Genomic DNA, 14,412 nt, shown 5'->3' on the forward strand with positions numbered 1-14,412 from the left:
TCGGCGTGAACGAGTGGCGAATGTATACAGTCGCTGCGTGGAAGCACAAGGGATAGAGTGACGACGTGACCCGAGCAGCCCGGACCCCCAGCAGCACAAGCAACAGCGCCGGCGTCATCGCCGAACGCCTGCGCACGGCCATCCGTGACGGCGGACTGCTCCCGGGCACCCGCCTGGTGCAGGAGAAGCTCGCGACCGAGCTGGAGGTCAGCCGCATCCCCCTGCGCGAGGCCCTGCACACACTCGCCGCCGAGGGCCTGATCGAGGTGGTGCCGCAGCGCGGCATGATCGTCGCCGAGCTCAGCCACACCGAGATCGCCGAACTCTTCGAACTGCGTCTTCAGCTGGAGCCGCACCTGTCCGAGGAGATCGTGCGCGGCTGCCGCGAGCGGGACATCGACGCACTCCAGGAACTCGCCGACGAGATGCGCCGCCAGGGCGCCGACGCGGCGGTCCGCGCCGCCCTCAACTACGAGTTCCACCGACGCGTGTACGCCCTGTCCGAGCGCAGGCTCACCCTGCGCTTCATCGACCAACTGCTCCACTTGGTCGAGCCGTACAGCCGACGCTGGGTGCGCTCGGGCCACGACCTGGAACGTATCGACGACGAACACCAGCGGATGGTCGACGCCTTGCGCGACCGCGACGCCGCGGCGTTGCGCCGCGCGATCACCGCGCACGTCGAAGGCGGCCGTGATCACGTCATGGCCGCGCAGCGGAGGGACTGACCTCAAGCGTTCCCTTCGGGGATCGCGGCCTGTGCGGGTTCTCCGTGCGTCGTGGCCCGGTGCCGTCCGCGCCCGCGGGGGACCGGCTCCGGGCGTGAGCGGTGGTTCATCGCCGGGCCCGGGCGCGGGAAGCGGAACGTTCAGCAGCCGCCCACCCTCGGCCACGGGGAGAGAGGGAGGTCGCTTCGAGTCCCCCTCGCGGCGGTATCGGTTGGCCCTTCACTCGATACGGCCGACTTCACCGCCCACCCGGTCAACGGTGACTTGTCTCTCGGGGACAGCCGGGGCTTCATCGACCGTCCCCTTGCCCGTATGACCGCCTTCGGGACGTCCGACGGCCTGACCCATCTGCGGCTTTTCGACGGCCGACCGGGATCGGCGTCCTTCATGGGGGTCACCCCCCCCACGAGACTGCGGCCAGCATCATGGGTGAAGCAGACATTGAGTGGGGGGCATTTCTCGACAGCGGCCAGACGGCCAAGCTCTGCATCGCCGACGGCGGGTACGTAGTCGGCTACGGGAATCGTCACTACCTGCGATGGCCCACGGACCACGCATCTCCGTACCTACTGGGTGCCGGATGAGGGCCGACCGGTAGGGAGCGTGATCACTCTCACCTGATGAGACAGGGGCCCGGGCCACCGTCCGGGCCCCTCCGGTTAACGGAGGCACACCGCGAGCCCGCCGCTACCGCTGCCCGGGCAGCCGACGACTGTGCGGTCTCACCCGGCAAGATCCTGACCGTACGAAGCCGCAAGGGTGCGCACCTGGGGCTCGCCGAAGGTCTTGCGGAACAGAGTGAAGGCATCGACCTTGTCGTGTCCGAAGCGGCTGACATAGGCAGCGTAGGCATCGGCGGTGAGAAACCTCGGCGGAGTGGTCTTACTGTGAAATTTGTCGGCATACATCACTAGCTTCTCCTCGTTGGTGATGGCCAGGTAGTCGGCCGGAGGGAGGGGCAGCTGCTGACAGATCACGTCGCTCTTTGTCAGGCCGACGCCGGTGTGGCAGGAGCAGAAGCGGCAAAGGGTCTCGGGGATGCCTTCGGCCGTGAGGATCTCGTGCCCGAGGAGCCCGTGGCGGACGTAGTTCTTGTGGTCGAGGTCCCCGGCGGAGTCATAAAGACGGTAGACGCCGATGTCATGGAGGAGGCTTCCTGCCCGAACCAGTTCTCTGTCCATGGCGGTGTCGTTCAGACCGTCGAGGAGATCTTCTGCGATGCGCCAGACGATTTCACAGTGACTGTAGACGACTTCGAACGCCACAGGTGAAGGCGCATAGCGTTCGTGAAGCGCACGGATCTCTTCAACAGTCGGAAAAGTCATTTCTGAAGAATAGCAATGTGATCCTCAGCGAATCCCGAAAGTTTGAGGATCTCCGACATCCTGCCGTAGGCGATCAACGCTCCAAGGCCCGGCCGACCAGAGCACAGTTACGCTTGTAGTTATCTTCAGGTGCGACAAGTGATGGCCGGGGGATCACCCCTGCGGGTGTCGACCCAGGGCGGCAACCCCAGTCGAACGTCCAGCCGGTCATCGAACTCCAACCCGCCACGGGAAGGGGTGTCTCCACTCTAGTACGCACCAAGATACGGAGGCCAAGAGCATGGGCGAACAACCCAACCCGCAGGAGCGACTCCACCAGGGCGTGCCGTGGTGCACCGTGACTGGATGGCGCAACGAACGGGGGCGAGCTGAGCAACAGTGAACCTCTGGTACACCCAGCGGCACAAACAGCCCGCGAAGACGCGGCACCCGGAGAAGGTCACCACAATCGACCGCATCGTTTTCTATGACCGCGAGGCTTTCGAGACGTTTCATACCGCCTGGCAACAACGGAAGCGTGCCCGAGTACTGCCCACAGATGACGCACCTGACGAGGGCGATGCACAGGATGTGGTCTCCATTAATGACGCCGCCACCTGGCTGGGCTTTGCCGGACCGGGCGTTATCCGCAAGTACCTCAAGGCCCAGCCGGGGTATTTCCCCGAGCCCACTGACAGCCTCGAAGGGCCCAACGGGCGCCTCATCTCTGCCTTCCGCCGCACCGACCTCCAACACTTCGACCAGGCCAGGAACAGGGACAACACTGGCACCTCCGGTCGCCCTCCCGGCACTAGACGCAGCACCGGTAACTCTCCCGCTACCGAAGTCCACATCAATCAGACCCTGGCCCATCTCCGCAGTGCCGGCGGGTACCGCCGCGGTATGGGTGCGGAACTCGCTGCCCGTCACGCCGAGCCGGCCTGGAAGTGGGAACGCGCCGTCAAGGAGGCACGTACCCGCCTCGGTGAGGCGTGATCTTCTTGGGCGTCTTCCAACACCGCCTCCAGCCCGGCGAACACCTCGTCGAGCAGCCCGATCAGCGCGCGCGGAGATGAACCGGAGTCACAGAGAAGGCCGAGGGATCCGGGGAAGTGAGCTCCGCGCGCGGAGCGGACGCAAAGATGGAAGAGGGGCTCGCACAGCACTACGGGGCACCTCCGCTCGCGCGGAGCGGACTACGGACCGCGCACGCAGACCGCCGTGACCGCCGGAGCACCTCCGCTCGCGCGGAGCGGACGCCCTCCCGGACGACATCGACCCGGAAGCGGCCGGAGCACACCTCCGCTCGCACGGAGCGGACATCTGCCAGTTCAGGACCACGATGCCCCGGCGCGGAGCACCTCCGCTCGCGCGGAGCGGACGGCGACACCGCTGCGGCAGCGGCTGCGGCCGCCGGAGCACCTCCGCTCGCGCGGAGCGGACGCCACGGCCAGCCCGCCCGCGCCCATCGAGCCGAGCAATTTGCCCGGAGCACCTCCGCTCGCGCGGAGCGGACGATCGAGCAGGGGGGAGTGTCTGCACCGAGACGTGGTCTCCGCGCGAGCGGAGGTGTCCCGATCGAGATCGGCTTCAACCTGGTCGCCGGATCGTGGCTCCGCGCGGGCGGAGGAACCCAGCAAGGCTCTCCTGGGGAGCCCGGCCTGGGACCGGACGGCAGCCGGACCGGTAGCGTGAGAGAACGTCAAGCCATCGAGGACACGAGGACCGTGAAGACCCGAAAGCAAAAACGTGTTACCGGCCGGTAGAACCCCAGGTCAGCAAGTATCGAACCCGCACACGCGGGGATGGACCTCCGGACCACAAGTGGTCCGATTCCCGGACCGGATCGAACCCGCACACGCGGGGATGGACCTCGGGGGCCGCTGATCTTGTCGCCCTGGTGCGCGTCGAACCCGCACACGCGGGGATGGACCCCCTGCCGCATCAGCAGGTCCTGCATAGTGCCGTCTAACCCACACACACCAGGTTGTCCGGAGCTCGCCGCAGCCCCGGCTGCCCTCCTCTTCGTCAGGGAGGCGGTCCGGGGCCGCAGTAATACAGGGAGGCTATGCAGTTCAGGGTGTGACCCATGGGGCGAGCGGCAGTTGCGGGGCGCCCTGGGTGGGGCTGGGCCAGGACGCCGCCCGGCGGATCCGCTCCTGCACAGTCACCAGACTCGTACCCGCCACGCCAGGCTCCACCACCAGCCGCCCGTGACGGCGCCGGTCGGCCTGGTTCACCGCGCGGAGCACAGCCTTCGCCCGCTGGCGCTGCTCCCGGACACGCCGCGCGGTGTCGATCTCCCGGACGATCGTCCGGGTCGCCTCGATCTCACAGCGGCCTGCCCCGCACACCGAGCAGGCACTCCGGTGCTCCTCGACCTCATGCCGAGCCTGGTAGGCAAGGCCACGATACGAACCCCGAGCGCGGGCCGTTACGGGTGCAATTTCGGATCGCCCGGCTCTCGTTCTCGTGAGGCCGCCCCAGACGCTGTCCTCCTGCTCGACGGATCAGGGGGTGCGTGTACCCGGTGAGGCACACGCACCCTTACCGGATGCCTCAGACGGAGCTGGGGACCCAGATCCAGAGCTCCCACTTGCCATTGTCGTAGTTCTTGGCGCAGTCATAGGGGTCAGCGGCACTGCTCCCGAAGCGCTCGCACGCGGCCTTGGTGGAGAAGGACCTGACGTAGATCCACTCCCCCATGGCGGTATCGGAGGTGCCGCCGCCCACGGTTGCCGGAGCCGTCTGCACGGTGGACGACGCCGCAGTCGCGGGAGCAGCAGTCACGGCAACCGCTCCGGCCACAGCCAGCGCCAGGGTCGCGCCCAAGGTGGTGATCTTCTTCAGCATGGTTTCTCCATTCGTTACGACTGTGTTCGGGTGGCTGGCCTTTGGGCTTCACTGACACCACAGTGGCCCCCTGTCCCTGTGGAGAGGCTGAGGAGTCCTGAGGATCATTCAGGATGGCTATCTATGCATCGGTATCCGGCATTCTGCGGGACTCGGCAAAAGGAGACGGTTCTCAGCGTGGATTCAGGTGATCCCCGCGATACTTCATGCATGCGGATACTGGTAGCGGAAGACGATCCAAGGCTGGTGGGACTGCTTCGACGGGGCCTGCAGGGAGAGGGATTTGTCGTCGATACCGTCGGTAACGGGCCACGGGTGTTGGAGCTTGTGCAGGAGAACGAGTACGACGTCGTCGTCCTCGACATCATGCTGCCCGGTATGAACGGATTACGGGTCTGTGCACGGATGCGAGAGGCCCGAATCTGGGTCCCGGTACTCATGCTCACCGCCAAGAACGGAGAGTACGACGAGGCAGAGGGACTGGACACCGGCGCCGACGACTACGTGACCAAGCCCTTCTCCTACGTCGCACTGGTAGCCCGTCTGAGAGCCCTGGTGCGCAGGGGGCAACGGGAACGCCCTGCGGCCATCGAACTGGGCGACCTGCGAGTGGATCCGGCAGCGCGCCGCTGCTACCGCGGGCAGGTTCCAGTTCCCCTCACCGCACGCGAGTTCGCCGTGCTGTGGTACCTGGCAAGCCGCCGCGGGGAAGTCGTCTCCAAGACCGAGGTCCTGGAACACGTCTGGGGCGACTTCGACGGAGACGTCAACGTCGTCGAGGTGTACGTCAGCGCCCTGCGGAAGAAGATCGACAACCCCTTTCAGCGGCGCACCATTCACACCGTCCGAGGCGCCGGATACCGCCTCGAAGATCAACCGGCCCGCTCGTGAGAGCCCTCAGACGCATCCGGCTCCTGCCAACCGTGAGCATGCGAGCCAAAGCCGCACTGCTGTCCGCTCTGCTGGTGACACCTCTGCTGGCGTTTGGATCTTTCCTGGCCACAGACTTCTGGCGTCGTTACCTACTCGAGGATGGCACAGAGTTCGGGATCGACATATCAGTCGTCGATTACTGCGCCCGAGGAACTAACCCAGGCCTGGGTAAACTTCCCTCAGGGATACGTCAGTACTGCATTCCTGGAGAGCCGACACCTGTATTAATCGGCGAGAACAGAGAATTTTTGCGATCGGATGAGTACTACGAGGACTCGGGGGCCCTGACTCTCTGGCTGTGGCCAGATTTCTTTGAAGGGACCAGCGAGACCAGACCCATGCGTCATGTTTACCCCGAGTATGGAACCCCTTCAGCGCACCGGCTTGTCACCACGATCAGCCTGACCAAGGAGCAGGCAGCCCTGGACGCTATGGCCCAACGGACGGTCGCCACAGCAGCGGGACTGGTCCTTCTCACCGCGGCCGGAGCCTGGTTCATCGCCGGACGCACACTGCGGCCCATGGAAGCCATCCGCCAGCAGTTCACGGACCTGAGCACCCACCGCCTAGACCAGCGCGTACCCGTACCACGACGGAGCAACGAGATCAGCCGACTAGCCCGAACCATGAACGACACCCTCGGCCGACTGGAACGATCAGTGGAACAACAGCGTCGCTTCACAGCGGACGCATCGCACGAGCTGCGCACCCCTCTGGCGGCGCTGCGGGCCGAGCTGGAGATCGCTCTGGCCCAGCCGCACCGCGCTAACTGGCCGCGCGTGGTGGAAGGGGCGCTGGGAGACGCAGTGCGCCTTCAGCAGCTGACAGATGATCTCCTCATGCTCACCCGCCTGGACCCGGGAGCGACGCTTTACGACTCGGGGCAGCCCCTGGATATGACGCAGCTGGTGCGGGAGGAATGCGCCCGGCGTACCCCGCCGGGACACCTCGACCTGACGGTCACCACCTGCCAGCAACCCGTACCAGCCTGCGGCCACCCCTCACTCCTAGGGCGAGTACTGGGCAACCTCCTTGACAACGCCGAACGCTACGCGACCGCACACATCACCGTGATTCTCAGCCACGCCCCGGGTACCGAAGAGATCACGCTGGAGGTCAGCGACGATGGACCCGGCATACCAGCCGAGGACCGTACCCGCGTCTTCGGATACTTCACCCGCCTCGACAATGCCCGCAGCCACAGCACCGGCGGAGCCGGTCTGGGCCTGGCCATCGCCCACCACATCGCCACACTCCACCACGGCACCCTCAGCGTCGCCGACAGCGAACACGGCAGCCGCTTCCTTCTCGCCCTCCCCGCCCGTCTCACTTCCGCCGCCGAACTCCGCAGTTAGAGGTCGCTTCCTCTCCCCGTTTGTCGAACCCACACCAGCGGAGGTGGTCCGGAGTGCAAGGAGTCGATCGAGAGGCGCGGTCGGGTGGGCTCCGTGAGGGCAAAGGAACCCAGCAGGGCTCTCCCGGGGAGCCCGGCCTGGGACCGGACGGCAGCCGGACCGGTAGCGTGAGAAAGCGTCAAGCCATCGAGGACACGAGGACCGTGAAGGCTCGAATGCAACTAAAGCAAAAACGTGTTACCGGCCGGTAGAACCCCAGGTCAGCAAGTGTCGAACCCGCACACGCGGGGATGGACCGCGTCCGAAGCAGCGGCGGACCGGTCGGCGGACGTCGAACCCGCACACGCGGGGATGGACCGGGCAAGGATCTGATCAAGGGCCTGTGGTCCGGGTCGAACCCGCACACGCGGGGATGGACCGACTGAGACGGTGCCGAGCGTGGTGGTGCCGTTGTCGAACCCGCACACGCGGGGATGGACCGCTCACCCCCGCCACCGCCCGCGTCACAGTCCGGTCGAACCCGCACACGCGGGGATGGACCCGCGGGGTCCGGCTCGGCGGGCCGGCGCTCGCCGTCGAACCCGCACACGCGGGGATGGACCCAGCAGCCTCGGCGTCGACGGCGGGCACGCGGGGTCGAACCCGCACACGCGGGGATGGACCTGCACAGGGTGTGCCGGGCGATCACCGGCCGGACGTCGAACCCGCACACGCGGAGGTGTCCCGATCGAGATCGGCTTCAACCTGGTCGCCGGATCGTGGCTCCGCGCGGGCAGAGGAACCCAGCGAAGCTCTCCTGGGGAGCCCGGCCTGGGACCGGACGGCAGTCGGACCGGTAGCGTGAGAGAACGTCAAGCCATCGAGGACACGAGGACCGTGAAGGCTCGAATGCAACTAAAGCAAAAACGTGTTACCGGCCGGTAGAACCCCAGGTCAGCAAGTGTCGAACCCGCACACGCGGGTTCTCCGGCCGGTGTGGTTCCCCGGCGCTCGGCTTGCCCCGTCGAACCCGCACACGCGGGGTTCTCCGAAGGGCGCCGCAGCCCCGGCCACCCTCCTCATTCGTCGGGAAGGCGGTCCGGGGCCGCAGCAGTACAAAGGGGTGAGGGTCAGAGTGTGGCCCATTCGGCAAGCGGCAGTTGCGGGGCGCCCTGGGTGGGGCTGGGCCAGGACGCTGCCCGGCGGATCCGCTCCTGGACAGTCACCAGACTCGCCTCCGCCACGCCGGGCTTCACCACCAGTCGGCCGTGACGGCGTCGGTCGGCCTGGTCCACCGCACGGAGTACGACCTTCGCCCGCTGGCGCTGCTCGCGCTGCTCCCGGGCCCGCCGGTTGGTGTCGATCTCGCGGGTGAGCGTGCGGGTCGCCTCGATCTCCCGGTGGTAGACCTCCAGATCACGGCCCATTGCGCACCGCCCTCCTGTCCCGCACACCGAACAAGCGGTCCGGTGCTCCTCGACCTCCTGCCAGGCCTGATCCTGACGGGCCGCGAGACGAACCCCCAGCGCGGGCCGCTCCGTACGGGCGCCGGCCAGGCGGTGAACCGGGACACCAAGAGCGGGCTCCGGCTTATGGTGCTGACGCGCCGGGCGCCGATAAGCCACGGTGGCATCGACCGCCAGGACCTCCTCGCGCCACGCGTCGACATCCACGTCGAGGGTGACGAGCTGGTTGCTGCTAGGGCAACGGCGCGGGCCGGCGGACCCGGCACGCCGGGTGTGGTGGGGCACCAGCTTCGGGCTGGTGCTGTGGGCACCGGTGATGGGTACCCAGGTCCGGCAGTCAGGGCAAACCACGAATGCCTCGCCGGGCAGGAGGGGTGTACTCCTGGACCGGGATGGCGCTGAGGAGCAGGGGAGCGGCCGTTGACACCCGCCCGGGAGTGTGGATCCGTCCGTCCGCCTGGCCGACCGGGCGCTACCGTGGAATCACGCCCAACGGAACTAGCCGGGTCGGCGCACACAAGGAGGCGCAGGGTATGAGCGACCAGTGGACTATCGAAAGTATCTGCGAGGCCCTTGGAAACCCCGTCGCCGCCCAGCGCTTCCTCACTGAGATCAACCGCGCCCCCGCCCACGATCTCCTCCCTACGTTCGCCCGCTGGCAGGGCATCGCCCAGGACACTCTTAACGCGGTCGAACGCGGCCGGCAGATCCACGCAGCTCTGGAGCGCGGTGAAGAGATTCCCGGGGAGGTCGACGGCACCGTCGACCTCTTGAAGGATGCTGACCGATTCCGATCCCAGGGTGCCGCCTGATCTGACACGCTGAACAGCGTGTACGAGCTGAGGTACGACACCACTGTCAAGGCTGTGCTGGACTCCCTACCGCAGGCTGCGCGGGTGGAGTTGAGAGAGGCCATGATCAGGGTTTGCAAGGACCCCTATGCCACGACCGTGCCTTACGGCGTGGACGACGGTATGACGCGCCATCTCGTCCTCTCGCACACTATGGCTGTACTCCTGATCACACACATTCCGGCAAAGGCCGTCCGTATCCTTCAGGTCACCCACCTGCAGATCCGGTGAGTGGCCTTTTCGATAAGCCTGACCCATGCGGACGGCGGACATCTGGCGGCCCGAGCCACCGCCGAACTCTTCGCTCCGCAAGCTCGACGATCGCGTCCTGTCGCCTGCACCCGCGTTTGGCAAGGCCAGAGCGAACGTGAAGGTCAACGGCAGGCGACACAACATGGCGTACAAGGACCGCACCTACCACGGCACCCCCGCACGGAGGGTGTACGGGCACGCCTCTTTCACCCCGCAGGGCCGAACCTGCACGCGCGGGGATGGACCACAGCCCCACCAAGAGCCGCTACTCGCCAGGCGCCGGGCTGACGTCCTGTTCGCCATGCGCCGCGGCGGCACCTTCTCCGAACCTCAGCCGTCGGCCGCGTCACCTGACCTGCGGGTCTGCTAGGAGAACGACTCGGTCAGCCCCGACATCGAAGCCGAGCACCGGATGGCCATAGTCGCCTTCCGGGTCCATCAGCACGGGCCCGCCCAGCTGCCGCCCGATCTCCCGAAGGAAGCCGCAGAACACATCCAGTCGCTCCTGGCCCTGCAACTCCCGCAGGTCGACGTCGAAGTCGACTTCATCGGCAGCGTGGAAACGGAAGATCGCCAACACATCGGCAGCCGGCCAGACCCGCAGTTCAGAGCACTCGGCATCCGCCGGACGGGACAGCACAGCGTCCGCCCGGGGCACTGGAAGCACCGTCTCTCCCTCGGAGTACTGGCACTTCCAGCCCTTCTCCGCGACCAGATCGAGGACCGTCTGCCAGTCATCCGGGATGCGCACGTCCGGCAGCGACCCCATCAAGTCCAGGTCGAAGAAGCACTTCACATCATCCCACGGCAAATCAGGCACCCTGCCATGCTGCCCCGGTACACCGACCCACCGCACCTCCGTTTCTCTTGACCAAAGACATAGAGGCACCCACACACACCAGGCCGCGACCGCCACCCCGTCCCTCCCGGCACGCCGGGCCGCCCCAGGGCGTCACCGGCCCGGCCAGGTGTGACGGCGATGGCGAGTGATCGGCAACGGCGCCGCTCGCCATCGTCATCAGCCCCGGCGTCACCGTGCTGGCCAATCGGCACCCACGGGAGACGGCCGGCTGGGATGCTCGGCAGACGATCCCGCCGTCCCTTTGGAGAGCAGCATGGAGCTGAGTGCCACCGGCGAACCCGTCGTGACGCACGAGGACACCCAGGTCAAGGTTGGCCTTGACCTCCAGGCGGGCACGCTCATCCTCACCCGGGACGGCACAGACCTCGTGGCTGACCACGCCCTGGTGGAGTTCGCGGCGCCCGGAGAGGACCCTTGGACGGCGCAGCAGGTCAGGTTCTTGGCGCACGGGCCGGACGGCGCGCCGGCGTCGCTGGTCGTGGATCTCCTCAACGATGCCTGCGACGGGCCCCGGGACGGCGTCCCCGCAGTGATCTGGCGGTGGTGGCTCTCGCCGCGACGGCCGCCGGCGACGTCGGCCATCACCTACGTGCCTCCCCCCTGACTTCCGGGTGGCCGGGCTTTCGCAGGACGGGCCGCCTTGACCACCTGCCGTTCAAGGGAGCGGTCAAGGTCACGGCCGTGGAACCGTACTGGCGTCGTACGATCCCGGTAATGACCACGTCGCCCCGCCGCCGTCCCCTCGGCTCCGGCCCCGAGCACCATGCCCGCGACCTCCAGGAGGACGGGGTGACCGAGTCCGGCTGGGAGCGCGTGCGCGCCACCACCGCAGACATCACCGACGAGCCGCTGTACCAGCCCGATGTCGCCCTGGCGGATCTCCGGACGCGCGGAGTTCCTCGGTCAGCAACCGCCACTGGCCCCCGGGATCCCTCGAGGCCCCCGCGCGCTGCCGCCTCACGGGCGGCTGGCCGCCCGCTGTCCGATGACACTGAACCTTGACCTGCGCTGAGTTGCACCGTCCGGACTCAACCAAGCAGGTCAGCAGCCCCTTCAAGCGGTCATACAGTGCTACGGACACAAGTGGAATGGGGGCGCGCCATGAGAGCGATAGACGATGACGAGGCAGCCGGGTTCCTGGCCTATCTGGCTGTGGTCCAGATTCGTGCTATGGCCCGGCGCCGGGAGCCCTTCTATGGGTGGATGGGCGATGACTATGTCGCCTGCATCGCTTGGCTTGCCGATCTCGTGCACAATCTGGCGGGATCTCGTGCACGAACGAGGCCGTGGCATCTCCGTCGGAAGCGCCTCCGTTCCATGGAATACACCTGGGCGGTCGCTGGGCAGGCCGGCCGGAAGTGGATCCTCGACAGCCTGGAGAAGGAAGGGCTCACGTGGGACCCGCCACCAGGGGTGAGCTTCACACACGAGCGCCACGACCGCGTGTGAGAGCCCGTCCTGGCCCCCTCAACGGGGCGTGCGGTCCCATCACCGGCAGACAGCCAAGGCCCAGTGACACCAGTCGACCGCGTTCGGCGGGTCATGGGCCGCGGGTCGTGAAGGACAACCGATGACGAAGAACCACGCCCGCAAGTCCGCGGCCCGCGCCCGGGCCTCCATGACCGGCCAGCCCTACACGGTCGCCGGGCTCCGGTCCGTCCCCGACCTCGTGGTGATGAGGCAGTTCGGGGACGATGGTCCGGGCTGCCTCACCCTGGTGGTCACGAACTGGACGGCTCCGGGAAACCGGTCATTGACCGGTGTCGCACCGGGGGCCGTGTACCAGTGGCCAAGTTCGGCGCAGCTCGGCAGGCCGTGCGCCGACCCGTTCTGGCACATGATCGAGCACGGCTGGGCCGATGGCGCGGACCCTGCCATCGGGGAGGCCCAGTGGGGCGTCGTGTTCGCCACGCCGGACGGCACGCTGAACGGCATCGCCTGGGACGACTGCCTCCTGTACGCCGAGACCCTGCACCTCACACCGACCAATCACGCCGCTCTGGCCAGCGCTCCTGACGGTCTGGTCCGCGTCGTGGTCACCAAGACGGAACAGCCGCTCGACCGCAGCATGGGTACAGGGCTTGTTGTCCACCCCGCGGCTCGCCGTCAAGGCGCTGTTCCGGATTTACGAATCCCCCTACCTGCCGCGCGCGTTCGTGGAGCACGTCAACAGCCGCCTTCCCAGTGGTGTCGCTCTGGTCTCCCCCGGGTCGGGGTTCGTGCCCCCGTGGATGAGCGGCTCGGTGTAGCCCGACCCCTGCCCGGTTACGGCCTCGGTCTGTGAGGTCGTAACCACCGCAACACCAGCAGCCCAGGCGGGCCACCCGTCCGCTTCGGAGCGGACGGGTGACCCGGGGAGTGTCGACACGCTGCCGGTCCCCTGGGGTACGCGACGCTTCGGCCATGACGAAGGTAGAGATCCTCGTGGACGAGGACCGGCTCGACATCACCGGTCTGAACGTCGCGTTCGCTGGTCTGCGTGTCACCAGTGCGTCGGCTGAGTTGGTGAACGGGTTCGGTGGCGACTTGGACGAGTTGGGGCACGCGCTGCGGGAGGACTTCGCCGATGGCGCCTCGTGGTGCCGGATCAGCAACGCCGTCCACACGGTGACCGACGGGGACGCTGAAGTGCGCCTCGTGTCCCAGCCGGACGTGCCGACCTGGCACGCAGACTACTTCCACGCTGGGTGGGGCAGCCGCGAAGGTGCCTTGGTCCCACCGGAACACAGGCCGCAGTACGCCAGCTATGTGGACCGCAGGCACCAGACTCGCGAATCCTGCCTCCAGGGCAAGGACCTGCGCGCCGCAGCGGCCGGGGGCGGGTCCTCAGGCGTCGACACACTCGTACGCCACCACCGGGAACAGCTCACCGAGTGGTATGCCGCTCTGGACCAGCTCCTTCGCTCGGTGCACACCACCGAGGACGAAGACATCCCGGAGTGGATCACGCTGGTGGCCAAGGACGAACTGCTGAACTGGCACCGGACCCGCGAGTACCTGATGAGCGCTGTGCTGGAGTACCACCACGGCGACACCGGTCCACGCCCAGAGACGGTGCTCGGCAACCTCCGCTTCGACTTCTCGACAGTCTCGGTGGAGATGATGCCCTTCTAGGCACTGCCGTCCCCGGGCAGCACCATCCTGGAGGGACCGCAGAACCGCCGGTCGCGTCAGACCCGATCGTGGGGTGTGACCGAGATACGCGCCAAAGGGGCAACGGGATGATCTTGAAGCCCTGAGCACCCGTCGGCCGTCACCCATTCGGCTCAGTGTCGTTGGTGGTGATGTTGAGCGTCGTCTGGGGCCTGGGGTGGGTTGTGACATCGATGTCGATTCAGATTCACAGGTTCGCTGGCAAGAAGTCGAACCCGCACACGCGGGGATAGACCGGCAGGCGACGACGAACGGCCGGGCCTCGCCGAATCGAACCCGCACACGCAGGAATGGACCCGGGGTCAGTGCCGCGACGATCCCCGTCAGCCCGCCGAACCCTCAGGCCGGGATGGACCTGGAGCCGCGCCCTGGACGGCCCGCTCGCGCCGTATCTACGGCTCTCTGCGCGTAGCCGCCGGGCACGGTCGCGGGTTGTTCATAGCCGACGGTCTAGCTCACGTCGGTCTTCTGCACCAGCAGTTTCAGCTCACCGGGCACAGTGTGATACGAGCAGACCTCCGGTCGGCTGACCCTGTACCCGGAGTGGTCGGACTGGGCAACAAGCCGCCAGTGGCAAAGATGTGGACCTTCACCGCTCCCGCGTCGGCCCAGCCCTACGACCCTTCCAGCCCTACGGACCTCGCGACTGACACGATGCCGCTGCCGGTGTCCCGGC

At 67.1% G+C, this 14,412-nt stretch carries 14 protein-coding genes and 3 CRISPR repeat arrays; of the genes, 9 read left to right on the top strand and 5 right to left on the bottom strand.

From position 1 onward, the window contains the following. Window positions 1–65 precede the first annotated feature (65 nt). Window positions 66–728: a GntR family transcriptional regulator gene (locus tag ACFVIM_RS01400; protein ID WP_384297169.1), complete on the top strand. Its 663-nt coding sequence runs from the start codon at window positions 66–68 to the stop codon at window positions 726–728. A gap of 722 nt (window positions 729–1,450) precedes the next feature. Here the strand turns inward: ACFVIM_RS01400 and ACFVIM_RS01405 are convergent. Then, window positions 1,451–2,053: an HD domain-containing protein gene (locus tag ACFVIM_RS01405; protein WP_384297171.1), complete on the bottom strand. Its 603-nt coding sequence runs from the start codon at window positions 2,051–2,053 to the stop codon at window positions 1,451–1,453. A gap of 378 nt (window positions 2,054–2,431) precedes the next feature. On the opposite strand from ACFVIM_RS01405, the gene ACFVIM_RS01410 reads away from it, so the two are divergent. Beyond that, the gene (locus ACFVIM_RS01410) at window positions 2,432–3,028 is read left to right on the top strand and encodes a hypothetical protein (protein ID WP_384297172.1); all 597 of its coding nucleotides are present in this window, start codon (window positions 2,432–2,434) and stop codon (window positions 3,026–3,028) included. Window positions 3,029–3,144: 116 nt separating this feature from the next. Further along, window positions 3,145–3,548: direct repeats of the CRISPR family, unit length 24 nt; unit sequence CACCTCCGCTCGCGCGGAGCGGAC. Window positions 3,549–3,814: 266 nt separating this feature from the next. Next, window positions 3,815–3,968: direct repeats of the CRISPR family, unit length 27 nt; unit sequence TCGAACCCGCACACGCGGGGATGGACC. A 139-nt stretch (window positions 3,969–4,107) separates the two neighbouring features. On the opposite strand, the gene ACFVIM_RS01415 is transcribed toward ACFVIM_RS01410, so the two are convergent. Both ACFVIM_RS01415 and ACFVIM_RS01420 read right to left on the bottom strand, forming a co-directional pair. Further along, complete coding sequence (locus ACFVIM_RS01415) at window positions 4,108–4,386, bottom strand: hypothetical protein (RefSeq protein ID WP_384297173.1); 279 nt, start codon at window positions 4,384–4,386, stop codon at window positions 4,108–4,110. 205 nt (window positions 4,387–4,591) lie between these two features. Further along, a complete protein-coding gene (locus ACFVIM_RS01420) occupies window positions 4,592–4,885 on the bottom strand; it encodes a hypothetical protein (RefSeq protein WP_384297174.1) in 294 nt (97 codons plus the stop codon). A 210-nt stretch (window positions 4,886–5,095) separates the two neighbouring features. Here ACFVIM_RS01420 and ACFVIM_RS01425 point away from each other — a divergent pair, with 210 nt between their 5' ends. Both ACFVIM_RS01425 and ACFVIM_RS01430 read left to right on the top strand, forming a co-directional pair. Beyond that, a complete protein-coding gene (locus tag ACFVIM_RS01425; RefSeq protein ID WP_384297176.1) occupies window positions 5,096–5,776 on the top strand; it encodes a response regulator transcription factor in 681 nt (226 codons plus the stop codon). Window positions 5,777–6,156: 380 nt separating this feature from the next. After that, complete coding sequence (locus tag ACFVIM_RS01430) at window positions 6,157–7,173, top strand: sensor histidine kinase (RefSeq protein WP_384297177.1); 1,017 nt, start codon at window positions 6,157–6,159, stop codon at window positions 7,171–7,173. 269 nt (window positions 7,174–7,442) lie between these two features. After that, window positions 7,443–7,898: a CRISPR direct-repeat array (repeat unit 28 nt; unit sequence GTCGAACCCGCACACGCGGGGATGGACC). 384 nt (window positions 7,899–8,282) lie between these two features. On the opposite strand, the gene ACFVIM_RS01435 is transcribed toward ACFVIM_RS01430, so the two are convergent. Next, window positions 8,283–8,579 (bottom strand): hypothetical protein, encoded by a 297-nt coding sequence (locus ACFVIM_RS01435; protein WP_384297178.1) that lies wholly within the window; start codon window positions 8,577–8,579, stop codon window positions 8,283–8,285. A gap of 572 nt (window positions 8,580–9,151) precedes the next feature. On the opposite strand from ACFVIM_RS01435, the gene ACFVIM_RS01440 reads away from it, so the two are divergent. Both ACFVIM_RS01440 and ACFVIM_RS01445 read left to right on the top strand, forming a co-directional pair. Then, window positions 9,152–9,430 (top strand): hypothetical protein, encoded by a 279-nt coding sequence (locus tag ACFVIM_RS01440; RefSeq protein WP_384297180.1) that lies wholly within the window; start codon window positions 9,152–9,154, stop codon window positions 9,428–9,430. Window positions 9,431–9,448: 18 nt separating this feature from the next. Further along, window positions 9,449–9,700 carry a hypothetical protein gene (locus tag ACFVIM_RS01445; protein ID WP_384297181.1) on the top strand — a complete coding sequence of 84 codons (252 nt, stop codon included), beginning with the start codon at window positions 9,449–9,451 and terminating at the stop codon, window positions 9,698–9,700. Window positions 9,701–10,067: 367 nt separating this feature from the next. Here the strand turns inward: ACFVIM_RS01445 and ACFVIM_RS01450 are convergent, their stop codons facing one another. Next, a complete protein-coding gene (locus ACFVIM_RS01450; protein ID WP_384297182.1) occupies window positions 10,068–10,541 on the bottom strand; it encodes a hypothetical protein in 474 nt (157 codons plus the stop codon). 295 nt (window positions 10,542–10,836) lie between these two features. Between ACFVIM_RS01450 and ACFVIM_RS01455 the strand changes: the two genes are divergently transcribed. From ACFVIM_RS01455 to ACFVIM_RS01465, 3 genes are all read left to right on the top strand, one after another. Further along, entirely contained in the window at window positions 10,837–11,187 is a 351-nt protein-coding gene (locus ACFVIM_RS01455; RefSeq protein ID WP_384297183.1) for a hypothetical protein, read from the top strand. A gap of 966 nt (window positions 11,188–12,153) precedes the next feature. Continuing rightward, window positions 12,154–12,867: a hypothetical protein gene (locus ACFVIM_RS01460; protein WP_384297185.1), complete on the top strand. Its 714-nt coding sequence runs from the start codon at window positions 12,154–12,156 to the stop codon at window positions 12,865–12,867. 119 nt (window positions 12,868–12,986) lie between these two features. Then, window positions 12,987–13,697, top strand: coding sequence for a hypothetical protein (locus ACFVIM_RS01465; protein ID WP_384297186.1), 711 nt, complete (start codon window positions 12,987–12,989; stop codon window positions 13,695–13,697). The last annotated feature ends 715 nt before the right edge of the window (window positions 13,698–14,412 follow it).

The organism is Streptomyces sp. NPDC057638 (assembly GCF_042800315.1).
In the GTDB taxonomy this organism is placed as follows: Bacteria; Actinomycetota; Actinomycetes; order Streptomycetales; family Streptomycetaceae; genus Streptomyces.

Bases quoted from the DNA above. Each gene is read 5' to 3' on its own strand.
- ACFVIM_RS01405 (WP_384297171.1), bottom strand. From the start codon at position 2,053: ATGACTTTTCCGACTGTTGAAGAGATCCGTGCGCTTCACGAACGCTAT.
- ACFVIM_RS01420 (WP_384297174.1), bottom strand. From the start codon at position 4,885: ATGCTGAAGAAGATCACCACCTTGGGCGCGACCCTGGCGCTGGCTGTG.
- ACFVIM_RS01425 (WP_384297176.1), top strand. From the start codon at position 5,096: ATGCGGATACTGGTAGCGGAAGACGATCCAAGGCTGGTGGGACTGCTT.
- ACFVIM_RS01430 (WP_384297177.1), top strand. From the start codon at position 6,157: ATGCGTCATGTTTACCCCGAGTATGGAACCCCTTCAGCGCACCGGCTT.
- ACFVIM_RS01435 (WP_384297178.1), bottom strand. From the start codon at position 8,579: ATGGGCCGTGATCTGGAGGTCTACCACCGGGAGATCGAGGCGACCCGC.
- ACFVIM_RS01440 (WP_384297180.1), top strand. From the start codon at position 9,152: ATGAGCGACCAGTGGACTATCGAAAGTATCTGCGAGGCCCTTGGAAAC.
- ACFVIM_RS01455 (WP_384297183.1), top strand. From the start codon at position 10,837: ATGGAGCTGAGTGCCACCGGCGAACCCGTCGTGACGCACGAGGACACC.
- ACFVIM_RS01460 (WP_384297185.1), top strand. From the start codon at position 12,154: ATGACGAAGAACCACGCCCGCAAGTCCGCGGCCCGCGCCCGGGCCTCC.
- ACFVIM_RS01465 (WP_384297186.1), top strand. From the start codon at position 12,987: ATGACGAAGGTAGAGATCCTCGTGGACGAGGACCGGCTCGACATCACC.